General features: G+C 48.9%; 22 protein-coding genes and 1 pseudogene. 1 reads left to right on the forward strand and 22 read right to left on the reverse strand.

Annotated features, from left to right (window positions below):
• Positions 1 to 151: 151 nt before the first annotated feature.
• From BJP58_RS05285 to BJP58_RS05340, 12 genes and pseudogenes are all read right to left on the reverse strand, one after another.
• Entirely contained in the window at positions 152 to 1114 is a 963-nt protein-coding gene (locus BJP58_RS05285) for a metallophosphoesterase family protein (RefSeq protein ID WP_194543093.1), read from the reverse strand.
• Positions 1089 to 2336: an MFS transporter gene (locus BJP58_RS05290; protein WP_194543094.1), complete on the reverse strand. Its 1248-nt coding sequence runs from the start codon at positions 2334 to 2336 to the stop codon at positions 1089 to 1091. The genes BJP58_RS05285 and BJP58_RS05290 overlap by 26 nt, the downstream gene beginning before the upstream one ends.
• On the reverse strand, positions 2333 to 3151 hold the full coding sequence (locus BJP58_RS05295) for an MBL fold metallo-hydrolase (RefSeq protein ID WP_194543095.1): 819 nt from the start codon (positions 3149 to 3151) through the stop codon (positions 2333 to 2335). The genes BJP58_RS05290 and BJP58_RS05295 overlap by 4 nt, the downstream gene beginning before the upstream one ends.
• Before the next feature lie 320 nt (positions 3152 to 3471).
• A complete protein-coding gene (locus BJP58_RS05300) occupies positions 3472 to 4248 on the reverse strand; it encodes a DeoR/GlpR family DNA-binding transcription regulator (protein WP_374198196.1) in 777 nt (258 codons plus the stop codon).
• 294 nt (positions 4249 to 4542) lie between these two features.
• Positions 4543 to 5487 (reverse strand): NAD(P)-dependent oxidoreductase, encoded by a 945-nt coding sequence (locus BJP58_RS05305; protein WP_194543096.1) that lies wholly within the window; start codon positions 5485 to 5487, stop codon positions 4543 to 4545.
• A gap of 83 nt (positions 5488 to 5570) precedes the next feature.
• Positions 5571 to 6476: an NAD(P)-dependent oxidoreductase gene (locus BJP58_RS05310; protein ID WP_194543097.1), complete on the reverse strand. Its 906-nt coding sequence runs from the start codon at positions 6474 to 6476 to the stop codon at positions 5571 to 5573.
• A gap of 377 nt (positions 6477 to 6853) precedes the next feature.
• The gene (locus BJP58_RS34235) at positions 6854 to 7198 is read right to left on the reverse strand and encodes an ArsR/SmtB family transcription factor (protein ID WP_194543098.1); all 345 of its coding nucleotides are present in this window, start codon (positions 7196 to 7198) and stop codon (positions 6854 to 6856) included.
• Entirely contained in the window at positions 7195 to 8409 is a 1215-nt protein-coding gene (locus BJP58_RS05320) for an MFS transporter (protein WP_194543099.1), read from the reverse strand. Before BJP58_RS05320 ends, BJP58_RS34235 begins: the two co-directional genes overlap by 4 nt.
• Positions 8410 to 8555: 146 nt before the next feature.
• On the reverse strand, positions 8556 to 9140 hold the full coding sequence (locus BJP58_RS05325; RefSeq protein ID WP_194543100.1) for a TetR/AcrR family transcriptional regulator: 585 nt from the start codon (positions 9138 to 9140) through the stop codon (positions 8556 to 8558).
• Between the two features lie 179 nt (positions 9141 to 9319).
• Entirely contained in the window at positions 9320 to 9628 is a 309-nt protein-coding gene (locus BJP58_RS05330; protein WP_233354970.1) for a hypothetical protein, read from the reverse strand.
• A gap of 277 nt (positions 9629 to 9905) precedes the next feature.
• A complete protein-coding gene (locus tag BJP58_RS05335) occupies positions 9906 to 10904 on the reverse strand; it encodes a phosphotransferase enzyme family protein (RefSeq protein ID WP_194543101.1) in 999 nt (332 codons plus the stop codon).
• 41 nt (positions 10905 to 10945) lie between these two features.
• A pseudogene (locus tag BJP58_RS05340) lies at positions 10946 to 11635 on the reverse strand (MFS transporter); the annotation flags it as partial.
• Between the two features lie 171 nt (positions 11636 to 11806).
• Between BJP58_RS05340 and BJP58_RS05345 the strand changes: the two are divergent.
• On the forward strand, positions 11807 to 12421 hold the full coding sequence (locus tag BJP58_RS05345; RefSeq protein WP_194543102.1) for a TetR/AcrR family transcriptional regulator: 615 nt from the start codon (positions 11807 to 11809) through the stop codon (positions 12419 to 12421).
• 148 nt (positions 12422 to 12569) lie between these two features.
• Here BJP58_RS05345 and BJP58_RS05350 read toward each other — a convergent pair whose 3' ends face one another.
• The 10 genes from BJP58_RS05350 to BJP58_RS05395 all read right to left on the reverse strand — a co-directional run bounded on the left by BJP58_RS05350 (position 12570) and on the right by BJP58_RS05395 (position 23563).
• Positions 12570 to 13613 carry a hypothetical protein gene (locus BJP58_RS05350; protein WP_194543103.1) on the reverse strand — a complete coding sequence of 348 codons (1044 nt, stop codon included), beginning with the start codon at positions 13611 to 13613 and terminating at the stop codon, positions 12570 to 12572.
• Positions 13614 to 13746: 133 nt separating this feature from the next.
• A complete protein-coding gene (locus tag BJP58_RS05355) occupies positions 13747 to 14550 on the reverse strand; it encodes an ABC transporter permease (RefSeq protein WP_194543104.1) in 804 nt (267 codons plus the stop codon).
• A 12-nt stretch (positions 14551 to 14562) separates the two neighbouring features.
• Entirely contained in the window at positions 14563 to 15372 is an 810-nt protein-coding gene (locus BJP58_RS05360) for an ABC transporter permease (RefSeq protein ID WP_194543105.1), read from the reverse strand.
• Positions 15369 to 16352, reverse strand: coding sequence for an ABC transporter ATP-binding protein (locus BJP58_RS05365; RefSeq protein ID WP_194543106.1), 984 nt, complete (start codon positions 16350 to 16352; stop codon positions 15369 to 15371). The genes BJP58_RS05360 and BJP58_RS05365 overlap by 4 nt, the downstream gene beginning before the upstream one ends.
• A gap of 60 nt (positions 16353 to 16412) precedes the next feature.
• A complete protein-coding gene (locus BJP58_RS05370; protein WP_194543107.1) occupies positions 16413 to 17588 on the reverse strand; it encodes a radical SAM protein in 1176 nt (391 codons plus the stop codon).
• Positions 17560 to 18666 carry a glycosyltransferase family protein gene (locus tag BJP58_RS05375; protein ID WP_194543108.1) on the reverse strand — a complete coding sequence of 369 codons (1107 nt, stop codon included), beginning with the start codon at positions 18664 to 18666 and terminating at the stop codon, positions 17560 to 17562. Before BJP58_RS05375 ends, BJP58_RS05370 begins: the two co-directional genes overlap by 29 nt.
• Before the next feature lie 22 nt (positions 18667 to 18688).
• Entirely contained in the window at positions 18689 to 20203 is a 1515-nt protein-coding gene (locus tag BJP58_RS05380; protein ID WP_194543109.1) for an ATP-grasp domain-containing protein, read from the reverse strand.
• A complete protein-coding gene (locus BJP58_RS05385) occupies positions 20190 to 20465 on the reverse strand; it encodes an acyl carrier protein (RefSeq protein WP_071220754.1) in 276 nt (91 codons plus the stop codon). Before BJP58_RS05385 ends, BJP58_RS05380 begins: the two co-directional genes overlap by 14 nt.
• A gap of 357 nt (positions 20466 to 20822) precedes the next feature.
• Positions 20823 to 22082: an MFS transporter gene (locus tag BJP58_RS05390; protein WP_194543110.1), complete on the reverse strand. Its 1260-nt coding sequence runs from the start codon at positions 22080 to 22082 to the stop codon at positions 20823 to 20825.
• Positions 22083 to 22219: 137 nt separating this feature from the next.
• On the reverse strand, positions 22220 to 23563 hold the full coding sequence (locus BJP58_RS05395) for a CehA/McbA family metallohydrolase (protein ID WP_194543111.1): 1344 nt from the start codon (positions 23561 to 23563) through the stop codon (positions 22220 to 22222).
• Positions 23564 to 23575: the final 12 nt, after the last annotated feature.

The following is a 23575-nucleotide window of genomic DNA, read 5'->3' on the forward strand; positions in this document are numbered from 1 at the left end:
TCCCCAGGTTGCATGGTGCATCACAACAACATTCTCAAAGAACGAGGTAGATTGAATATGGCTCAGTTTGAACGGAAGAATATTCGCAGCTTATTCAGAACATTTTTGGAATTCTATATTGGTGAAGAGAAATTGCGTGGGAAAAGGTAACTTACCGAGCATCCGGCTCATGCAGCGGCATTTCCGCGACAAGCCCGTCGCTTTGGCGGATCCATGTCTCAAACTGTCGCTCATCCGCTCTTAATCGAATGACTCTTGCGCCCGTCGGAAATTTTTCTTTGCGCACACCGTCTACATAACTAACGTAACGAGTAGACCTCCCATAACAAAGACGAATGCCATGCAGTGTCCCGCAGTAATCATTCGAGTGATCATGTCCGACGAACGTGCCCATAACATCGCCCATCTCCACCATGGCGGCGAACAAGCCGGAGTTCAGTTCAGGCGAGCTGATCCATTCGCTGCAGTGGCCCTCGCACACCTTCGTCTTCCACACCTCTTTGTATTCCGGGAGCGGAATATGGAAAAAAGCCAGTGCAGGCAAAGGCTCTCCACCATTTCGCTCGGCTAATTGCCGAGATTCAGATGCATACCATTCGATTTGATCCCGGCGTATCCAATCGTATCCGCCCACCGCATCCATCGGTGAGTAATCACCGCTGTCTAGGAAGAACAACGAAGCTGCCGGCCTTCCCTTGGAATCGTCAACCGTCAGCACATAATTTCCGGCTCCGCTTACGCCCGGTGGATCCGGTTTGGCTACGCAATATTCATGCAGGAGCTGCTCCTCATGCATCCTTTTACGCGGTACGCTTCCTTCCGAGTCATGATTGCCAAACACAGCCGCCCATGCTACGCGGTTTTCCTCAGCGACAGCGACAGCGCTGCGGAACGATTGCAGCGGATCTTTACTTCTAGCGCTTGCCGTCAAGTCGCCTGCAAACACAACAAGATCCGGCTGCTCAATCGCAATGATTCTCTCCATCGTCGCCTTCGTCATCGAGTCGAGAAGCGGCGTCTCCGGATCGTGATCCTCAGCGTCAATAAACTCTACATCAGAAAACTGTACAATGACAAACGTTCCATCCTCACGAAACTTCAGCTTTTTCTCCAAGATATACCCGCCCCTTTGTCACATATTCCTTCCAATACCATAACCCGATCAAAACGAATACAGCAGCGCACGCCAAATACATCGATGTCACGCCATACTGCGAGCCGACCACCCAATAAATTAACGTCGGGCCGATCGCCGCCCCTAAATCGGTAGATACGGAATAAGCAGTCATGACTGTAATAACGGAAGTACTCTTCGCAGCGTCAGAAGCCATGGCGTCCATAATGGTGCCAAGCGCAGTGCTTGTGATCATGACAAAAATAACGATAACAATCCATATACCGAGCGGCAGCTGCCACGGAAGTAACGCATAACCCGCTGCCGCACCCGCAAGCGAGAGCATGAATAAAGGCAGCCTTCCTCTCGGCCCATCCGTACGCTGTCCGAACCATCGGGCCAAGAACGGCTCCCAAGCACAGCGAAGCGCTGTCAATACGCCGCCCAACACCGTGCTGCCGATGATCAGACCGAACCACGGGATTCCCTTTGGATAACTCGTATCAATGAGATACGTAAGCGTCGCGCCGAACACGGCGTGCAGCAAGGATATAATTAGTCCGCTTATCACGATTTTCTTTACCTGCAGCGACCATACCGTTTTTGTCTTACCGGGAGGTAATTCCAGTTGATGTGAGCCGGACGCTTTTCCCGGACTTATGGATGCCGCGATCAACGGAAGTCCAGCCAATGCCATCCAACCAAAGATGATCGAGACGGACTGCAGTCCGAGCATGGGTACGAGAAACCCTCCGAACAGCACGCCAACCAGGCTGCCCAGGCGCCACAATCCGTTATACGTTCCCATAAATCGCCCTCGATTGGTATCGTCCGAGTAACGAATGACGGTCAAATATCCGCCCATTCGCATCAAGGACCATGCAATTCCCCACACCGCCCGCAAAGCTATCCAAAGCACGAACCCTTTGAAGACGCCGTATCCTACTGTGGTAAGCGCCGCTAACAACACAGAGATGAACAGACCGGTTCGAAGCGACATGCGATGATACAGCCAGCCAATGACAGGATTAAGGGGCAGCCTTACTAGTCGGTTTACGGACAACAGCACGCCTACCTGCCAAAGGGCGTCCAGTCCCGCTTCCTTCCAATACACGGGGAGGACAATGTACAGCATCGAGTCGCCGAAGAGGGTTAGCGCCGTTACGATACCGACAATCCTAATCTGGCGCTGTTCTATCGCGTTGCTGCTGTCACTCGTCATAGGTCGACGATCAGGCCATCGTAAGCCACCTTAATGCCCGCGGGCTCGAAAGCGCGTTCAAAATCATCATGCAGAAAATCGGAATTGTGTGTAAAGTGAGTCACGTATATAAGAGCGTCACGCCCAAGCGTACCTTCGTCCCGCCATACGCGCTGAACCTCCAGCACACTCTCAATCCCCATATGATTTGGATTTCGCTTATTGTTCGTATAGCTATGCGTACAATCAAGGATCGCCATATCGATCCTTTTGCGTTTAAGCCATTCCCAAGTATCGTCATGCAGCCATCCGGTGTCATTGCCGTAAAATAGCGTTTTGCCCCCTTTTTCTATGTAAAACAGCAAACAAGTTTCCATGGGGTCATGATTCGCAAGCAAAGGGGTGACTCGTGTATCGCCCAATGAAATCGTCTCGAACGGGCGCAATAAATGAAAGGCAAACCTGCCTCCAGCGTCCGGCCCCAGTGCAGTAACGGTCTGGCTAATGGCAACATCGTTGCCATATATATGTAAGGGATGATCGATACCGTGCGCAAATCCTTCAACTCGGTTGTACAGATCCGACGGCTGAAAATGGTCGTAATGCGTATGCGTAAACAACAGGTGCTCAACCGCACCCAAGTCGATCCGATCACGAAGCGCCTGCATATGGGAATCTGCAGAATAATCGACCTTGATCAAATCGTCGATCAAAATAGAGCTTCTGGTTCGAATATTTTTTCCTCCAAGCGACCTCGCCTTGCTGCAGGCATCGCAGCGGCAGAACGGGTTTGGAAATCCTTCGGCTGCGGCTGTGCCTAGAAAATGAATCTTCACTGGTTTCTCCTCCTTTTGAAAAGCAATGGTTCATTTCTCGGTTCCTTGATTTGATACAAATAATACCACATATACACAATCAATCACATACATTATTTAATTAGGTGCAACTCTTTTTCTGCCGGAATCTGTTGAGTATAAATACTCTAGTTAATCGATAAACTGTCTGGTCGGAAGAACAGTAGAACTGTGTGAGCCATGTCGGAATATTAGAAACATACAAACACACACAAATACAACTCCATAACAAGCACCTTCCAAATATATAAAAAAAAGATTCCTGGTTCGTGGAAACCAAGAATCGTTCATACGGATTTTTATTATTTGTATACGATTTCGATGCCGTTCTTGCGAAATTGTTCAACGATATCCCGGTCGATTTTGGAATCCGTCACAAACCGTTCGACTTCCGCTGCCCCGCATACTTTGATAAATGAATTTTGCCCGAACTTGCTGCTGTCTGCGAGGGCGATGCAGCGCTTCGCGTTCGCGAGCATTATTTTTTTCACTTGAATTTCGCCGACTCCGTAATCTGTAATCCCTGCTTCCAACGTAACCCCGCTCATACTCATAAAGAACAAATCCGCATGGAAGCGTGATGAAAACTCTTCCGCCAAATCTCCGATGATGCTTTGCTCTTCATGACGAATAACGCCCCCAGTCATAATCACCGTATATCCTGGCATCGAAACGAGTTCGTTGACGATCGGAAGCGAGTTCGTAATCACGGTTAATCGATCGAACTTGGCTTTCAGCGCCTTCGCTATCTGGGTGTTTGTCGTACTGGGATCGAGCGCGATGGACATCCCCTCGGTCACATAACGTACCGCGATTTGAGAAAGCTCCGCCTTCTCTTCCATATATATCGATTCGCGGATCGGCAGCGGGATTTCGCGGCTATAGTCGGGCTCCTTCAGAATCGCCCCGCCGTGCACCCGCCGCAGGTAGCCTTCGCTTTCTAAATATTCCAGATCACGTCTGATCGTCTCAAACGAAACTCCGAAATGCTCCATGAGCTCCGACGCTCGGATCGATTTGTCCTGATTCAGTTTCTGAATAATGATTTGATGCCGCTGCTCAGCAAACAACTGCTCCACTCCTTACTTGCCTAAACTTCTTATTTAGAAGTTTACCATAAAAAGCATGTAATCCTCCTGTTCTACCTTTTCTGGAGTCAAATTTGGCGAATTTAGGGATGATAATAACTCCCCGATTTATATGCCAGCGTAATATGACTTGGGCAACTGGCCTTTTAATGCTTAAGGGCAATCTCAACGAGAACCGGAATAAAAAAGTCCCATCATAAGCGCTTGATGGGACTTTCCATTGTAAATTTAGCAATATAACTTACATATCGTTCTTACCAGCTTTATGGACCGGATACAAACCGGTTATTTTACTACAGACTCTTTGAACATCTCAATTAGACTGGTGAAGCTATCGCCAGCATGTCCTTTAGCAACACCGCGCTTGAAGACTTCCAGAACAGCGGTTGGCAGAGAAGGATCTATACCTGCTTCTTTAGATGTTTGAACCACGTGCTCGACACTCGCCAAACCCATAGCAAGTTTTTCCACGTCACCGTGGTGCTTGCCCGTATCGATCCTGTAGGTGTAGAACTCAAGTAACTTCGGCAGAGATGACAAGGTGTCCGAGATATATGGCAGGAATTGTTCAGCCGTGATTCCATTCGCTCCCGCTATTGCAACAGCATGAAGATAGCTAAGCATGGTGGTCCAGAAGACATCGATCTGTATCTGGTAGTACAGCATGGCAAGCCCTGCGTCCTCACCCTTATAGTCTGTGCCTGTTAGTACATCCAGGAATTTCTTTTGCGACTCGAAGATTTCCCTAGGGCCGCTATAGAGTGTGACGGATTCTGTAGTATTACCGATACCAGGAGGTGAAGCCAATACACCGCCGGTGAGATGCCGGGCGTTGCGTTCAGCCAACCACTTCGACGCTTCACGGACCTTGTCTGGGGTATCTGAACTCAAGTTGACGATCACTTTGCCGGATAAATACTCCGAAATCGGTTCGAGAATAGCGTACATCGCATTATAGTCTGTTAGACTAATGATGATCAATTTGTTAGAGGCTACCGCCTCTTTGACCGTGGGCGCCTTAGTGGCACCCTTTGCCAAAAGCTCGTCGGCTTTGCTTGAAGTTCGATTCCACACGGTCACCCTATAGTCGTTATCCAAATAAACGCTCGCTATCGCCCTGCCCATAGGTCCTAGCCCGATGACCGTCACTGATGAGTCCTTCCCATTATCTTTTTCAGTTCCAATTCGAACTGACTTGTTGATGTTCTCACGTTCGTTATTGGTTTTCATTAGAATAACTCCTTTAGAAGGATAGCCAACCGAGAGGGTTGACTTGATATGGTTAACGTTATCGATCTTCACTGCTATCGCGATCAGGTCATTTGCTCTTTTAAAAGCTCGGTGACGGCAGAGAAATCATCATCAGGAAAGCCAGCAGCGACGCGTCGATCCATCAGAGACTGAATGGGGTCAAGCAGCTCCGTACTGATTCCTTGATCTTTGCTGGCCTGCCGAATATTCCTGAAACCAACTTGCTGCATAGCAAGTTTGGCTGAGACCCCAACCGAGAACTCTCTTGTGTCGAACTGGCGTGCGAGGTTAGGGATGATACCGGTAATGGCGGTGAGGTAGGGAATCAGGAGCCCGGACGAGAAATCTTGTGCCTTAACGCCCTCAGTGCCAACAACCGCGATGGCATGCATGGCACCGCCGAGCATACCGTACATCGCCCCATTCATGGCTAAATCAAGCAGGGAGGCCAATCCGGCATCTGCACCAACGTAATTGGCGGCTCCCATGACATCTAGCAACTTCTTGTTGGTGTCAAAGGATTTCTTGTCTCCTCCGCTATAGAGGATGAAGGCTGCCTCGGTTCCGATGATTTGCGGTACGGCCATGATACCCGCATCGATATAATCGTAACCTCTTTCCTTCGCCCATTTGGCGGTACTGCGAGCCTGCATAGGTGTGCCATTCGTGAGGTTGAACACAACACGATCCTTAAGTATATCACCCAGAGGATCGAGGATTTCATGCACGGCATCATAATCCAGAACACATACGATCACGACGGGGCTTGCCTGCACGGCTTCAGCAGGTGTGGCGGCAAGTACAGCTCCTTGCTTCACCAAGGTATCTGCCTTCGCTGCCGTACGGTTCCATACCGTCGTAGGATATCCGTTCCGCAAATAAACGCCAGCTAATGCCTGGCCCATCTCGCCAAGACCAATGACGGTCACAGGCGAGCGTTCTTCTCTCTTGCTTTGATCGTAACTCATTGTGTAAATGCTCCTCCCTATTATCAATGAAATATCGACTTACCCTGAACAAATTGGAGTAGAATATCGTTCAATCTAGGCGGTTACGAACTTTATTCTAGACCTTAACACTAGCGTCAAGGTCAATAGTGATCTTGCGCCCGGTCTGAGTATCCTGTTTGTTATCATAATTGCTACACTTTTATAAAAGTTGATTGGTTCATGATCTTTCAAGCCGAGCACTCAGGTTTTTGTAAATTTTGGAGAGTTATATATAAAACAAAAAAAACCGCATTTTATGCGGCTTTCAATGTCTATATCCTCTACATACCATTTTAGTCATATAGATTCATTCATCAGTCGGTTAACACATAGTTAAAATTAAAATCCATCCAGACCTATTTTACAAATAGCTTCATTAACTGGACGTAAATCGGATTTATCATGTAGCCAGTCGGGTTAACGGAATATCTTTTACCCGTGTCTAGCTGCCGGATTCGGTCCATTTCTTCCTCGCTTAGGTCAAAATCGAAATCTTTTAAAATCTTCAAATGATGAGAAACGGCTGGACGAGATAGATGAGTATTCAACCTGATCTCTCCCACTCGCATACCGGGATTTTGCGGTCCCTCTATCAATGTTTTAAGGATAGCTTGTCTTGTTTCATCACCGATGGCGATCAGAACCTTTTGGTTGTTTTTGAACTCCATGTCGCATTCACGAAAGACTTGACCATCATTCATCTCATATCGCCGTGAGCCCCTCTTTTTTCCGTAAAAAAGTACAGTAATGCCAGGATCGGAAATAGAACGCCAACCCACATCGCCGCTTTCCAGCCGCCCATGGCGTACGCCCAACCCCCGGCTGCGGAGCCAATGGCTCCACCCGCAAAAAAGATCGCCATATACATGCCGTTCAGCCGACTGCGCACCTCAGCTCCCAAAGCGAAAATCGCTCGCTGTCCCAACACCATATTGGCGGACACACCCATGTCGAGCAGAATAGCAGCAATTACGAGGATAACGATAGAAAATATAGAACCTCCAGGAAACATAATCGGCAAAAGACCCGATAGAATCACCAGCGCGATGGACAATCCCGTTGCCGAACGTATCAGGCCTTTATCTGCAAAACGGCCAGCAATAGGAGCCGCCGCCGCACCAGAAACCCCTGCCAAAGCGAAAAGTGCTACACCTGTTGAAGAAAAATGAAACACCGGACTCGTTAAAACGAGCGGAACCGTTGTCCAGAACAGACTAAACATGCCGAACAAAAACGCGTGATACAGTGCGCGGCGCCGCAGAATCGGCGTTGTCTTGAGCAGATGCAGCATGGATGAGATGATAACCGGATATTTGTCCTTCGTTTGCGGCTGCCTTGCCGGAAGGACTTTTGCCAATACAAGAGCCAGTACCAAGAGCATAGCGGAGGAAATCATAAAGATGGCATGCCAGCCGAAATATGTATCTACCATACTCGAAACCGGACGGGCCAACATAATACCCAATAACAAACCGCTCATTACGTTGCCTACATTACGTCCACGCGTCTCCTCAGGGGAAAGATGCGCCGCATATGGAACTAGGATCTGGGCCGCAACGGCCCCGACACCTATAAACAAGGAAGCGGCAAGAAACAGAGCCGCACTTCGGGCTTCAGCCGCGATGATCAAAACAATAGACGTCAGAATCAGCAGCATAACCACCAATTTGCGGTTTTCAAGCAAATCCCCCAAAGGGACGATAAATAACAAGCCGATCCCGTAACCGATTTGGGTCAGCGTCACGATCAACCCTGCGGCTTCCGAAGATAACCCGATGGCCGAACTAATCGAATCAATTAAAGGTTGAGTATAGTAAAGATTTGCAGCGATCAACCCACAGGCAACAGCAAGAATCAGCGTAATCCAAGTTGATACGGATTTCTCCACTCTTTCCTTTTCGTTTTCAGACATTGATAAACACTCCTTTTTTATGAACTATTGCGTTAATAATACAGGAACGATCGTTCCAGTATGGGGATAGTTTGCCCCCTATGCTATACGCAAGGGGTTAATCTTTTTCAGGAATGATCATTCCAGTTTCCTAAAAAAAAATAGGTTTACAGCATCTCGAAGACCGCATCCATCATACCATGTACTTTATTAATATCGCTTTTGATTCTGGCCATTACGTTAATGCTATGGTTGAGGTTCAGGAGCAGGTACGATAACATTTTAATATCTTTCTCCGGGGCTATTTCTCCCGTTTCTTGCCCTTTCTTTAACGTCTCATAAAACAGCTGCTCCAATTCCGTAAAGCTTTGGCGAATCGTATTCTGCAAAGGCTCATCCACCGTATCCAAACCAACGGAAGCATTCGTAATCAGACATCCATTAGGGAAAGCTTCGCCGTGCGTGGCAAAAGCGTTCATGATATGCAGCTCGAAATACTGGCGGATTCCCGCGATCGCAGAAGTTGCATGTATCATTTGATCACGTTTTTTTTGCGACATTTTTTTATAATATTGGATGGCTTCGTAATACAGCGTCTGTTTATCCTGAAACGTTTCGTACATACTGGATCTGCTCAACTCCATGGATTCCAATAAATCCGGTATGCTTGCAGCCTCATATCCTTTTTCCCAAAAAACGATCATGGCTTTGCGCAGCACTTGCTCCCGGTCAAATTCTTTGGTCCGTCCCATCGATACTCCCTCCTTTTCTACATGAGTATATACCAATCGGAACGAACATTCCAGTATTTATTTTTAAACAGCAGAGGACGATCAAAATGATACGGACTGAGATGATCTTCAAACGGCCTTGGTTTTCCACAATGAAAAAGAGAAAGGTCATCGTCCCGATGACCTTTCCCCTCATTCGTCTATTTAAATAGATTTTCGATGACCCCACGATCGAAGTCGTTTACAATTTTATATTCCTTGCCATACCTTTTGTGATTGCTCGAACCGTTATGGATTCGAACGTGGTCAGGGCTAAAGAAGTACATAGAGAAGGTCGGGCCATTTCGGCCCTGAAACCAAACTTCATATTCTTCGCTACCGTAATCCACTCTGCTGGTTTTACGCAGTTTGACTTCAGAAAAGCTGTTCATAATCCGCTCAATCTCCGCAGGATCTGTAATTTGTATCTCTTGCTCGTTCGAACGGAATCGATTTTTCCTGACGCTCATATGGCTTATGGTCTTAGGCTCAATCAATTGATCGAGCACCAGCTCCTTAAACGATGTTCTGTTTTGAGACGCCGAATATATCGTTGCGCTGATTAGAATCAGGACACAAATTGCCAGAAAGATATACCATGTACGCTTGTTCAGCCGCCATCTCCTCCCTCGTCTCGAAATAAAGCGTCCACTTTGATTATAACACCAATCACAGCCCAGAATTATCCAATATCCCAACCATATGTAAACAACATATAACCATGCTTGTTCTATCCTATCCTGCCATTTAGGATGACTGGAATTCGTCGATCAACGAAACCCCTTGTATAATCCGCATCCTGCTATCTCTTAAAAAGTCGCGAGTCCAATCGTCTGGTTGACTTAAATCCCAGCTTCGGTGCATGCCGACGACTACGATAATTTCACGCAGCCTCAGGAAAACTCCCAACTGATCCCTCCAGCCCTCAGGCATTTGACGGTTATCCTCTGTATAGCCTCGCTCAAAATGTTTCATGAAAAGCTCGTACTGCGCCTTTCGTTCAACTTTGGAATCTTCACCAAATACATACAGCAGGTAATATAACTGGATCGCAATGTCTTCGACATACCAACTATACTGACATTCGTCAAAGTCGAAAAGCGTTAATTCCCCTGATTCATCAACCATAAAATTTCCTACATTGATATCTCCGTGTATCAAACCGAAATTATCAGTAGTAATACGGAGACTGGACAACTGTCTCTTAAGATCATCAAGCGCAAGAAGCATGGGTAGGTGCTCTTCCGGTATATATTTTTGGGCCTGTAAGAGGTATTCATTGTTTTCCCAAGTGTGCCTTTTTACCTTTTGTTTGTAACGCTTCGACAATTCATGGAGACGGCCAGTCACGCGTCCACATTGCTCGTAAAGTAAGGGATTGCCTAGGCATTCCGGGTATCCGATTTTACGACCAGGCGCATATCTGAAAGAGGTCACGTAGAAATCAATATGAGTTCCTCGGATTCGTTCGAAGTCGTTTCCATTCATCGAAGATAACGAGTCTGAGACCGCCAGCCCATTCTTTGATAGATAACGAATCCATTCTATTTCAGCTGCAAGTTCTTCTCCTGTGCGATGAGTGCTCGCTGTGAAACGGAGGATATATTTCATATCATTGCGATCATAGGAATATATAAAGTTTTGAAATCCTCCAAGGAAGGTCAGCTCCTTGGAGCTGACTCCGAACCGCGCTGCACCTTCAATGGCATGTTCGTCCAAGAACATTAATTTTACGTTTTGGTCCATACGCCCTCCTGTATGCGAATCCATATTCTTATGCTCCATAACGGCGCGATATACGTATATAAAATATTGTGAGCCAGCATCCATGTCAATACCACCATAAGAATCGGACGGATGCCGGGCATGACAAACACCTGACGGATGGTCATTCTTTGATTTGCAGGCTGCCCGGGATAGTCCGGCACCTGCCACAGAACCCATCCATTTAATACGAGAGTCAGCAGAGACATGAGTCCGAATACAAGACGCCAACCAATGAGGTCACCGAGCAAGGTGCCCACCGGCACACCGAGTGTAAGAGCTATCGGAGTGCCAACCATCGCGACTGCTAAGGCACGGCCTCTTAAAGCATCCGGAACCATACGCCGTGCGTACCCGGCAATCATCCCCCATGCGGCACCCGCAGATACGCCGGCAAAAAATCGAGCGACCAAAGTCAATACATAGCTGCTAGACAATGCGGTCATCGAGTTGAAGATCAAAAAACCTACAATAATGGCAAGCAGAAGCGAACGTCGTCTCATCCCTCCGGTAAACATCGCAAACGGGATTGCCGCCACAATGGAACCCAAAGCATAGGAAGTGACGAGTTGCCCGGCCATCCCTGTCGTAATATTCAAACCTCCCGCAATATGCGGCAGTAAACCCGCCGGAATGGTTTCTGTAAAAATACAAATAAATCCTGTCATCGCAAGCGCGAGCAGTGCTAACCAAGGAAGCCTGGCGACGGGCATGTTGCCCGTTTGTGCCGTACCCTTAGAAGATGATAATTGTGGCAAAATAGTTTCCTCCTCAAGAGCAAATTAATTATGGATCGATCATTCCACATATTAGATTGACCCTTCTCTCTTGTCAAGGACTTCTGGATCGATTAGTATAGAATTAGATAAAGGAGGGGCATTTATATGGCACGAACGGGACGTCCACGCGCTTTTAACCGTGACGAGGCAGTTGCTGCCGCCATGCTTCTGTTCTGGGAACACGGCTACGAATCCACTTCGCTAGCTCAGTTGCGTGCTGCCATGGGCGATATTTCTGCAGCGAGTTTTTATGCCGCTTTCGAATCAAAAGAATCCCTGTTCCGAGAAGTGATGGATCAATATATCTCTACTTATGGACAAGTCTCTGAAAGTTTCAGGGATACAAACCTGACATCAAAAACGGCTATCGAACAAGGACTGCGACGATCGGCTCGAATGCAGACAGAAAGTTCCCATCCTCCCGGTTGTCTGTTGGTTTTGTCCGCCGTGAACTGTTCACCCGAGCAACAACATATCCGCGAGATGCTTGCCAAGGAACGGGCCAGAGTCCATGGTTGGCTAAAAGATTGTATCGAGCGGGCCGTAGCCAATGGAGAGTTGCCGGATTCAACGGATATCCCCATGCTGGTAACCTTATTTGAAACATTTCTGCAAGGAATATCAACGCAAGCCCGGGACGGTATTTCATACGAAGCAATGGATGCTGCCATCACTCAACTGATGAGCGTATGGGATGCCTTATCGACGCAGTCAGGCTAACGAGAGCATCATTTAACCATTAATGAACAATAAACCTGCTAGCCATAGCTAGCAGGTTTTGTTTTCTAACCATGCTTCATCTGTTGCTGAAAACCCGGTCTTTTCAGAAAGCATCGCATCCATGACGCGTATGCTCACCCGTATTTTTTCAGCCATCAAGCAGTGTAATGAGCTTTTGCAGGAGAACAGGCTCTTCGTTTTGGAATTCATCGAACCGAAGCCTCAGCCGATCAAACATTTCGTGGTCTTCGCGAAGTTCATGACGAATGCACTGATCTCTCAGCTTCATCGCCCTTTTGGTGATATCCTTGTAGCCAGCCACCAGCTCTTCGTCATACGGGATGATCCCCTCGTCCACCAAGTATCCGATCCGCTCGCTCATCATTTTTTTATGTTCCCAGAGCACATGAAGGTGTCTTACATCGTTACGGTCACCGAGCCGGGAATCGTTGCCCTCTGCGGCATCATAGTACAGCCGTAAATAGTCGTATACCTTGATTCCGAATGCTTCTTCGTTGTCCGAATTGTAATTGATCCGGTTGAGACGGGTCTCTCCGTTTAGATAGTCGCGCAGCTGGTCAATCGCGGCCGTTCTATCAAAAGGATATGGAGAATGCGGCTCGTATTTATAAAAGTAAGTATGATGATCGGCCGTGAGCTTCTCCTTTAGAAGATGCCTCATGGACTGAACGGCGTCCTGGAACTCCCGGAACGGGATCTGCAAATTGCGGTATACTCCCGTACGATCGAACATCGACGCATTGAAGATCCTTTCGTCCCAATCGTAACCATATAGGAAAAGATGATGCGGGAACGGCTCTCTCTGATAGGAGGCCGCAGGCGATAATCTGGCTTCATCCAAAAACACAACGCAATAATAGCCGTTTCGGATCTGATCCGCGAAAAATTTCGGCCAAGCGTCCAATGCCAAACTCTCCAGAATCGTATAATTGACGGAGCAGGTGAGAAGAAACGGGTTGTTGAAATTCAGTTCGTTGGGCTTGCCCCGAAAAAAATCAAAGTAGTACTGCCTGCCGTCCTCCAGAAAGTTTTTTTTGCAGAACAGCTGGATAAAATTGCTGTAAAACCAAGGCTTCGTTTCTTCATGGATGCTGGTGATGGAAAGTGTGTAGGCCCACCGCAAAAATCCTTTAAGCGGCGGATTCACCACCGGTAGCTGAAACGCGTTCATCTGATTCTCCTCCTTTCTTACAAGTGATCCGGAATCGTGATAGCAGTCTTCCGACGATTTAACCCGACACATCTACTTCCTTCTCTGATGCGAGAATGCAAGCTCAGCTTTTTCGCCCCACCAAACTGCCGGATTAACTGCTCGCGCTGCTGTAACCTTTCACGGCCTGTTTCCAGAGCAGCCGAACAGCTGCAAAGAGCAGAAGCGAAGCGATCAGCGCCAAGCCCGCATGGAGCCAGTTAATCTGCCCAAGCAGAAACATTGGTCCGAAATTGGTAATAAGGAACAGAGGAATAACAAAAGTCCCGACCCGCCGGACCCAGGCCGGGTATATAGCCATAGGGAAATTGTTGGCGTCCCAAACGGAATGCGCGATCTCCGACACAGAGCCCGTCTGGACGAACCAGAATGAAAGCAGCGCCGGGATAATCATCAGGCAGTAAGTGATGACAACGGAGACGAGCAGCAGCAGGGCAAACCCCGCTAGCTGCAGGAACGTCAGCGGAATATCCATCGCATGCCAGCCGATGCCGATCATGACGAACCCAACCAGAATATCAGGGATCGGCAGCGCCAAATCGACGTAACGCAAGGAAGCCATGAACTGAAGGGATACCGGCTTCGTCAGCATGAAATCAAGCGAGCCGTCTTTAACATATTCCGGAATTTTCATGAAATTTGTAAAAAACAGGCCGACATAAATTCCGGTCACCACCGTGTGCATGCCTATAAATAGAAGCAGCCCTTCGGGCGGTATGCCATCAACATGAAGATCGGTACGGAACACGACCAGCACATATAGCAGCTTGGCAAGCAGGTAGACGGATTCGACCAGCAGGCTCATCATAAAATTGCCCCGAAACTCCATTTGGGCGATGAGACAATTTTTGATGAATAAACCGTACAGACGCATGTATTTCCTCGTGATTTTAAACATATGCAACGTCCGCTACCCCCCTGCTGCCGAATATTTCTTCATGGAAATGCGCCACGTCAGACGGGATAACCAGAAGAACAGCAGAATCCACCCACACTGGACGAGCAGCCCTTGGTACATAGCCGCCGCTTCCGCTTTGCCGCTGAGGATATTGACCGGAAAATAAATCGTGTACGGGAATGGCGTGTATTGAAGTGCCTTCACAACCGACTCCCCGAAGATCTCGAGCGGAAACATGCCTCCGCTTAAAATATTGACAAGTAAACTTGTAATGACAAAAAAATAAGAGATCTCATGCAGATAAAATGCACTCGCGCAGATGCAGTAAGCGATCAGAAAATTGAGCAAAAGCGCCCCCGACAGCGTAACCGCGAACAAGATCAGGCGTATGGCCTGGAGCTCCAGCACGCCACCTGCAGATGCGAACCCAATAATTCCGAAGAGCAGCAAAGCCGTAATCCCGTAGTAGATCGCCTTCTGACCGAAAAAAGATACCAGCCGATATCCGAAATAGCTGACCGGTTTGATCAAATACTTGTTAAGACCGCCGTTTTTGATATCGTCGGCAATCTGGTGCTCGAACTGAGTCGCGATCAGCTTGGACACCAATCCCGCCAAGATCGTATACAAAATAATTTGACCGTACGAATACGAGAACAGCGCAGCCTGACCGGAATGCCGGTACACCGCCGTCCAGATGAAATACTGGACAAGAATCGGAAACGCGGCCCCCACTAGACCAAGAAAAAAATGAAAACGGTACTCCATCGAATGCTGGACGCCCATTGAAAACACAGCCTTATACAATTTGCGTCTGTTCATCCGACGGATTCCTTGCGGTAGAGCATCGAAATGCTCTCCTCGATCGCCACGTCCTCGATCGTCCAGTCAACGATCGGAAAGGAATCGAGCACGGCACGCGACACTTCCTTCAACCTGTACTTTGGCAGCTCCAAAACAGCGTTGTAGTCGTCTGCGCTGACGATTTTCCCGAATTTGGCCAACCGCTGCTCGGTAACGGGTTCGGAGAAATGCAGCCTTATAATTTTCTGCTCGTCAAAAAGATCGTTGATTTTGTGAAGATCACCGTCATACAGAATACTGCCTTCATTAATAATGATCGTCCGCTTGCACAGGTCCTCCACATCCTTCATGTAGTGGCTCGTCAGCAGGATCGACGCACCGAACTGTTCATTGTAGTATTTCAGAAACTCCCTGACCTTCTTCTGCGAGGGGAAATCGAGGCCGATCGTCGGCTCATCGAGATAAAGCAGCTTAGGGCGGTGAATCAGAGCGGCGATGAGCTCCATTTTCATCCGCTCCCCAAGGGACAGCCGGCGCACCTGCACATCCAGAAGGTCCTGCACATCGAGCATTTCCGATAGCTCGGCAAGACTCCGACGGTAGAGATCATCGTCCACGTCATAAATACATTTGTTCAAATAAATCGACTCGCTGGCGGGAAGGTCCCACCAAAGCTGGTTTTTCTGGCCCATCACAATGGAGAACAGCCGTTTGAACTCGTTCTTTCGCTCCCACGGCACATAGCTGAGTACAACGGCTTCCCCGCTCGTGGGATATAGAATGCCCGATAACATTTTAAGCGTTGTGGTCTTGCCCGCCCCATTGGGCCCGAGAAATCCGACACACTCGCCGGGACCGATATCGAAGGAAACGGATTTAACCGCTTCCTTCACCAGTGACTTGCGGGCAAATAAATTTTTTAATGAATGTTTGAGCCCGGCTTGTTTCCGGTAATACACAAACGATTTGTGCAGCTCCCGCACACGGATAAAATCCATCTCCGATCCTCCCAAACGTTTGCCTGATTTGCCTGATTGAACGGCATAAAGTTTAAACGCTTAAACTCCATTGTTATAAAGAAGTACGCATTTTGAGCAAATCGGCATCAGACCGCAGGCCAGCACCTCGCGCTGTTTCCGAAGATCTTCACCATGAAAAATATCCGCTACGCTATCTTCATACAGATTGCCGACGCTGAATTCCGGGAAAAACTTGCACGGATTCACCTTGCCGTCCGGCATTACGTCCATCCGGTTCGAGATCGAGAAACACTTCGTACGGTTCATGGCCGGTTTCTCGCTTCCCCGGATAAACCCTTCCACCTCTTCGGGCTCCAGTGCGGGCTGATAGCGTATCCGTACATTCCATACACGCGAATTGACACGTTTCAGCTCTTCAATCAGCGTGTCGAAATGGTCCGGCGAGATATGGAACGTGAAGGAGTGCCAGCTGTTCTTGTGGTCGTCCGCGAAGCGGGAGGCAAGGTGCGGGAAATGAGCATCGAAGTAGGCGTCCATTTTCTCCGCCGTCCCGGAAGGGATGTACCAAGGGAAGCAGAAATATACCGAATCTACGCCCATCTCTTCGAAGAATTCCATAAAGCTGTATAGCTGGCCGACCATCTGGTCATTTACCGTCAGAGCTACGGACACTTTGCCTTTGTACAGTCCCTGCTTTTGTAAATCCAGCAGCAGCTCTATGGCGTGGATCACTTTCTTGAACGTGCCTTTGCCTCTGATCGCGTCATTCTCTTTTTCGAAGCCTTCCAGGCTGACCAGCATGACCAGATTTTCTGACATTTTCAAGATGGAATCCAGCTTCTTTTCAATGAGGATCGCGTTCGTACAAATCGTTGTGTAACGGTCTTCTTTGGCCAGCAGCTCCGCCAGTTCATCAAACTTGGAGTAGAACAGCGGTTCCCCGCCCCACAGAAATACGCGCGATTTGCGTTCTCTCGTTTCGGCCAACAGCTTCTCCACGACAGGAATCTCGATTTCGTCGTTCTTTACTTCTTTGGCAAAGCCGTGATGGAAGCCTTCCGGATTCCATTCGAAGCAGTGCTTGCAGCGCAGGTTGCAGCCGTTATTAAGCTTGATCCCGATCTCATAAGGCACGGGGGACGCATATGTCGGATCCTCCTTGAGCTTCCTTCCCGTTTCCGCGAGCGGCACCAGGGTTCTTTTCATATTGCGGAATGTCAGTTTATCAAACGTAACTGCTGTTTTCGGCTGCATAGATGTTCCTCCCATAATGGTTGATTTTGGATCGCTGCTCCAGCAAACATCTGCAAATCTCCTGCAGTTTAGGTTTTGAAAAATCCCGGGCTTTCCACTCCGCAAAACGGATACCGAAACCACGGGATTCCCAATAGGCTGAATTGTGAAGCTCATGGTCGCCGAACGGTTCCAGCATAACAAAAGGGATTCCGAATGCCAGCGAGTCGTTCAGGGTCGCTCCCCCCGGTTTGCTGATGATTGCGGCGCAATTACGCATCAGGTCCGTGTAAGCGGAATAACTCCCGAGCGGAAACTCCCGAAGAACACCATCTTGCCGGACATAACGGACCATCGGCGGAAACGTGTGACACCCCTGCGCATCCTTGCTCCACGGATCCCAAGAGGCCTCCGTTCCGAAGAAGCGTGTAACCCCGTCGTCCTCCTGTACCTCGGAGGGATCATATACGATCACATCAAGGCTGTGACCTAGCTTTTGAAGTTCTGAGATCGTCCCGGCATAGGTCCCGATCCCCCAGCCACCGCCATGGATCAGAATGCGTCCGGTACGCTGCGCATAAGGCAGAGGTGCTTCTTCGTCCGTAGCAAGGTAGCTGCCCGGCGAGAGCTTTGAAGGATCGTAGAACCAGATGTTGTCGTAGCTTAGGTATAATTGCTTGTGCACCTTATAAGACGGTGTATCAATCGCATCCAGCCGAATCAGTCGGATGTCCAGGGGGATCTCCGCAGCTTCCTTATAACGCTCCAGAATCGGCAGCCAGAAGCCGGTAAAGACCACAAAGCGGGTGACACCGGCCCGTTTCCAGCCTTCCAGCATCCTCCGAACCGTCTCCTCATCCAGAGAAGAGTCAACGGGCTTGGCCAGCTTATGCCCCATACGGGCAACGGAGAAATCCGCGTGGAATGCTTTTTTGGTGGACCGAATCTTGTGCCGGACCTCTTCGTGATACAAGTTCTCCAGAACTTGAACGTCTGTTCCGACACCTCTGCTCTGCAGGTACATGTGTAGATGCATAGCCGGAATGTATGCGCCAAGAGAATTCCCGGACGCCAGCAAGGTAACCGAAGATGAATTCATGGGCAGCCTCCAAGTTCCAGTTTTAGTTGTACACTTTAACGGACAAGTCGGCGAGCACCTGCCGCAGGCTTTCGACCAGTTGGCTGCGGTGTCTGTCGTCACAGCCCACCACCGATACATACAGCCGCCCCTTCGGTACGCCTCGGTTGTTCTGTGCTCCTTCGGCGATACGGCGCCGGTTCAGAATCTCGTTCACCATGACGGTATTGGATGATAGCGGTACGATCCCGTAATCCCCGGGCGTTGTCAACAAAAGACCGGATTCGCGTAGAGCCTGCAGGAGTTTCCCGAATGTGAAGCCTTCCGGAAGACCGAGAGAGAAAAACGTAAGCCAGCCGGTATGGCCGTATGGTTCCGACCATTTATCGAGATAGGCGTTAATCAGTCCCATGGACTTGCGGGCATTGATCTCCACAATGGAAACGACTTCTCCGTCTTCCAGTATCATGGAGTCAAAACAGACGAAGCCGTGATAGCCGTCCTCGACCAAAGCCCGGAGCGCTTTCTCCATCACGGTAAAATAACCGGCGTTCTCAAGCATGCCGGTAAAAGCTTCATCGGCTTTGATAGACCCGCTGTAGTTTTGCTGGTGATTCATCATCCGCTGTACGGAGATGAACTCCGTCTTTCCATTCTCCCGGATGAACCAGTGGGAACTGAAGTCGGTCACCTTTGGCAGCAAGGGCTCCTGCAGGAATTGAACCCGCAATCCGCTCCCCTCCTGTTTATGCAGGTGCTCCGCGATCCTTCGCTGCATGGATTCGCTGTCGATGAGCAGATTGCCCTTGCCCGAAACACCGAAAGGGTCTTTCAGCAAATATGGCCCTCGTTTCAGAAGGGCAGTTCCAATTACCTCTATTTCCGCAGCGCTGTTTGCCTCCACGCCGCAGCTTTTCTCGCCAATTCTAGTCAGAAGCCTGCTCGAGTATATTTTGGAGTTCACACGTACAACCGTCTCCATGTCCGGTAATGAATTAAACGGTTCGGCAGCATGAAGGTAAGCTTCCGTTTCTGCTGTAATAGCGTAGGGCGATAAAATGTGTGCGGCGTTGGAGAACAAAGTCTCATCCGGTGATTGCCTTTGCCGTAAATCGTTAGCGGCATAAATGGAAGGGATCGATTCCGGCAAGACCACACCCTTTGAATAACCGGCAGCGGCAGTCTGCAGCATCCTGTTTGCCGGAAAAATGTCCTGGGTTTGTTCGGCTGCAAGGCTGAACAAACACTGTTTGAACACGTCCGATCCTGGTAAAGGTTTATCCTCTTCGTTCAAATCAAAGTGATAACGGGTCCGAAAAGAAAAACCCAGTCCGTTCAGGTATTCGTGCAGCGCAGGATCGATTTTGCAACGCGTGTAAAGGACGTCGTCCGGCCCGCAAAATGGAAAAAGCAGCTCGTCCATACATAGGACAATCGATTCTCGGTCCTTATCGGGCATCGCGGGCAGCCGGGCCAGCACCGGATCCCTCCACCGCGTTTCGGGATCGAAGGTACCCATCACGATTTTCGGAATCACACCAGGTTCATGGTTTGACATCTTCGTACAGAGGCTGCTCCTGCGATTGGCAGCTTTTCAGGAAAGTGATAAATGTGTCGATCGACTGGAGGTGTTCGTAATCGAATTGGTCATAGTCAATGACCACGTTTAACTGATCTTCGACTTTGAGCATAAACTGGATCATTTGCAGAGAATCGAGGCCTATATCGTTGTTTAGATCCGTTTCGGGGGACAGGCTTTGGCGGAGTTCCGGTTGGTCTTCCTTGATAGAGCACAAAATGTCTACGATTTTATCGTACATGACTACACTCCTTTAAAGGGTTGATATACGAGGTACAACCGAATCCTTACGATTAGAGATTCCATATGAATACAAACTCTTTAGACAATTCCCTCCTTTTTCCATAGTTACAATTATTATCTTCCCGGTGTTAAAATCTGTCAACCAAAAATATAACTGGATTCGATAGAGTAAACATGGCCGAATGCCGCGCCTGATCTCACGATAAAAAGGAGCTGTAACCTCAAAAGGTCACTAGCTCCTTCTACTTATGACGTAGCATATGCGTTACAGTGCCTTGGCAACAGGAAACCAGCCTGGGACACTATTTTAATGTTTCGTTTTGGTATGTCCATTTTCTGTCCAGGCATTGTAGCTTTAATCCGTCGCGGCCTCTTGCTCTTTCGGAAGCGGCATGCCCGCTTCAACCAAGCGTTTGTTGCGTGCGAAGAACACAGTAAGCACGAGTATAAACAGTCCGGTACCGACCAGCAGCCATTCAATTTTGACCACGTCGGCAAGCGGTCCGAATATCAGCATCCCGATGGGCATCATGGAAGTCGAGATCATCCCGAAGACACCGAATATCCGTCCCAAATAATTTTCGTCCACCTTCTCCTGCAGCATGACGGTGGTTGGCGTATTAAATATGGGCATCGCTACTCCGAACACGGCCATGATGGCTAAGTAAATCCAGAATACAGGGACAATGCCGAGCGCAAAGGTGGAAACCGCCATGATGAGGCTGGCAATCGCCATCGTGTACACTTTATTTTTGAAGCCGCCCCATGACGCGATGATCCCTCCTCCTGCCATCATGCCGACGGAAAACGCGATCTCGATTGCCGTCAAGCGCCATACGTCGTCACCGAAGCTGCGGGTAACCTGCAGCGGAGTCAGAAAGGCAGCTGGTGCCATAAGCACAAAGAAAATAGCGAAGAAGATAAAAAAGGATTTTAAAAAGGCATGCTGTTTAATATACGCCAAGCCCTCCTTGAAGTCGTCCAGGTAGCCTGTGCTTTGCGTATCAGATGCCTTTTTGTGCAGCGGAATTTTGAGAAAGACAAACAAGGTGAATATCGCGATCGCAGCCGTAACGACGTCGATAAAAAAGATCACCTCGATCGTTGCCATGATGAGCAAAGCCGCGCTGACGATGGGCGCTACGAACATAGTCAGCGCTTGTAAGCTGCCGTTGATGCCGTTAACTTTGGTTAGCTTCTCTTGCGGCACGATTTGAGGCAATATCGCACCGACCGCCGGTGTCTGAATGCCTGCCCCGAGTGCGCGTACGGCAGAAATGACAAACAGCAGCCAAACCGCTTGGTAGCCAAGCATAAACGTAATGGCCAATATCAGCGTAACCACCGCGATCATAGCATCCGCAATCATAATGAGTGATTTACGGTTGTAGCGGTCCGCCCAAACGCCTGCAAACGGCGACAGCAAAAACGTCGGAACGAATCCGCAAATAATATACAGCGTCATCATGAGGCCTGACTGCGTAGTCAGTGTAATGTACCACATGATGGCATATTGCACCAAGGCAGAACCAAACAGCGACAGTGTCTGGCTGCTTAAGAAGAGAATGATGTTTCTCTTCCAATGGATTTTCTTGTCATCTACGATTTCTGACATCGTCCCACCCTTTCGTGTATGATCTTAGGCGAATTATACTCATTTTAACTTAAAATGAAATGCGATATTTCTTCTTAATTGCTCATTTTATCGATTTATAATTCGCCTCAATGGATCGGCACGATTGGACAATGGCTTCAGACGGACTGAAACATGCTGTAACCCTCGTGATTCGATGATCGCATATCTTCTTTTGAAGCAAAATAAATAGGGTTTGTCAGTGCCGCCATCGACAAGCCGTCGGCCAGATCAAGATTCCGCCAAATTTCAGCCCGCAAAAATCTCCTATGCATGGCGTTAACCATCAGTGTAACGCCTCCGTCCGAGTCAACAGAAGTTTCTTCCTCAAGACCGCGCTCGCTGTACAGGCGAATCAAATCGCCCGGAATCAAATCATCCAGTTGAACGACCACCTCGTGATCGGCGTGCCCATAGGGCACTTCATCACCAATCCCGTATTCACCGCACTGAAGGGTGGCAAAAGGGCCATCTGGCGAATAAGTGATAACGACATGGCCTTCCGCAATACCGTTCAGCACGCCTTCCACCGTTTTTTCATCGGTCCAGACCCATACGCATGGCATCGCATGCTTCACATATGAGTCCGGTCGATGCACATCGCTTCCCCCTACGGCTACCAGACGTCTTCCGGTAACGAGCTGCTCCTGCCACCAAGAAAGCGCGCGTCTGTTGTGCTCTCTCCAAGGGCCGTTCCAAATTTCTACCCAATCGTAATCCACATCGAAATCCCATTCCCACGGGCAGTTATCGCAGTGCGTATGGTTGAGCACAATCTTAGCTCCCCGTTCGCGGGCGACTCGAAACTTCTCGTGCACATCGGATATTCCCGATACGCGAAAATCATCCATGGGGTTCGTCACGCCGAGAAAATTACTATGACCATAATTCGTCGTAAACTCCGTACCCGGTATCATCAGTACCGAGGTCCCGCGGGGATACGCAAGGTTTTGGCTGATCGTATTGTGATCGGTCATGGCTATAAAATCGCAGCCCAAACTCTCCATCATGGCCGCATTCTCTTCCAGGGTATAAGTGCCGTCGCTATGAACGCTATGCGTGTGAAGATCTCCCTTCAGCCAGCGCGATATCTTGTAGGTAAACTCGATTTCGATCGTGACCGTACAACCCTGAGCGGGAACCTTGTAAGCGTTATGGAGAATAGCCCAATCTCCTGGGGCCAACCGTCCTGGCAGGTATCCTGGAGTCGCTTGATTCAGACCGATGCTAAGTTCCTGACGTGCCCCTCCGCTCCAGCCTCTTACTCTCTCGGCGTCCCGGATCCCTAGATCAATGACGGCTTTTGCGGCTTCATCGCCGTGGGATTCCACCTGATAGCTCACGTGGATTTCTTCGACACGCTCCGGCATTTGAAACGGTACTTCGATGTACGTACTTTGTTCCGAATGCTCAATATATCGTTTGAAAGCTAATGTGTTCGTCCGCTCGATTCGTTTAGTCATACGACTGCCTCC

Source organism: Paenibacillus sp. JZ16 (assembly GCF_015326965.1).
GTDB lineage: Bacteria > Bacillota > Bacilli > Paenibacillales > Paenibacillaceae > Paenibacillus_AQ.

What these genes read in the sequence shown, in the direction of transcription:
- BJP58_RS05290 (WP_194543094.1), bottom strand. Translation starts at nt 2,336, where the DNA reads ATGACGAGTGACAGCAGCAACGCGATAGAACAGCGCCAGATTAGGATT.
- BJP58_RS05305 (WP_194543096.1), bottom strand. Translation starts at nt 5,487, where the DNA reads ATGAAAACCAATAACGAACGTGAGAACATCAACAAGTCAGTTCGAATT.
- BJP58_RS05310 (WP_194543097.1), bottom strand. Translation starts at nt 6,476, where the DNA reads ATGAGTTACGATCAAAGCAAGAGAGAAGAACGCTCGCCTGTGACCGTC.
- BJP58_RS34235 (WP_194543098.1), bottom strand. Translation starts at nt 7,198, where the DNA reads ATGAATGATGGTCAAGTCTTTCGTGAATGCGACATGGAGTTCAAAAAC.
- BJP58_RS05320 (WP_194543099.1), bottom strand. Translation starts at nt 8,409, where the DNA reads ATGTCTGAAAACGAAAAGGAAAGAGTGGAGAAATCCGTATCAACTTGG.
- BJP58_RS05325 (WP_194543100.1), bottom strand. Translation starts at nt 9,140, where the DNA reads ATGGGACGGACCAAAGAATTTGACCGGGAGCAAGTGCTGCGCAAAGCC.
- BJP58_RS05330 (WP_233354970.1), bottom strand. Translation starts at nt 9,628, where the DNA reads ATGAGCGTCAGGAAAAATCGATTCCGTTCGAACGAGCAAGAGATACAA.
- BJP58_RS05335 (WP_194543101.1), bottom strand. Translation starts at nt 10,904, where the DNA reads ATGGACCAAAACGTAAAATTAATGTTCTTGGACGAACATGCCATTGAA.
- BJP58_RS05345 (WP_194543102.1), top strand. Translation starts at nt 11,807, where the DNA reads ATGGCACGAACGGGACGTCCACGCGCTTTTAACCGTGACGAGGCAGTT.
- BJP58_RS05350 (WP_194543103.1), bottom strand. Translation starts at nt 13,613, where the DNA reads ATGAACGCGTTTCAGCTACCGGTGGTGAATCCGCCGCTTAAAGGATTT.
- BJP58_RS05355 (WP_194543104.1), bottom strand. Translation starts at nt 14,550, where the DNA reads ATGTTTAAAATCACGAGGAAATACATGCGTCTGTACGGTTTATTCATC.
- BJP58_RS05360 (WP_194543105.1), bottom strand. Translation starts at nt 15,372, where the DNA reads ATGAACAGACGCAAATTGTATAAGGCTGTGTTTTCAATGGGCGTCCAG.
- BJP58_RS05365 (WP_194543106.1), bottom strand. Translation starts at nt 16,352, where the DNA reads ATGGATTTTATCCGTGTGCGGGAGCTGCACAAATCGTTTGTGTATTAC.
- BJP58_RS05370 (WP_194543107.1), bottom strand. Translation starts at nt 17,588, where the DNA reads ATGCAGCCGAAAACAGCAGTTACGTTTGATAAACTGACATTCCGCAAT.
- BJP58_RS05375 (WP_194543108.1), bottom strand. Translation starts at nt 18,666, where the DNA reads ATGAATTCATCTTCGGTTACCTTGCTGGCGTCCGGGAATTCTCTTGGC.
- BJP58_RS05380 (WP_194543109.1), bottom strand. Translation starts at nt 20,203, where the DNA reads ATGTCAAACCATGAACCTGGTGTGATTCCGAAAATCGTGATGGGTACC.
- BJP58_RS05385 (WP_071220754.1), bottom strand. Translation starts at nt 20,465, where the DNA reads ATGTACGATAAAATCGTAGACATTTTGTGCTCTATCAAGGAAGACCAA.
- BJP58_RS05390 (WP_194543110.1), bottom strand. Translation starts at nt 22,082, where the DNA reads ATGTCAGAAATCGTAGATGACAAGAAAATCCATTGGAAGAGAAACATC.
- BJP58_RS05395 (WP_194543111.1), bottom strand. Translation starts at nt 23,563, where the DNA reads ATGACTAAACGAATCGAGCGGACGAACACATTAGCTTTCAAACGATAT.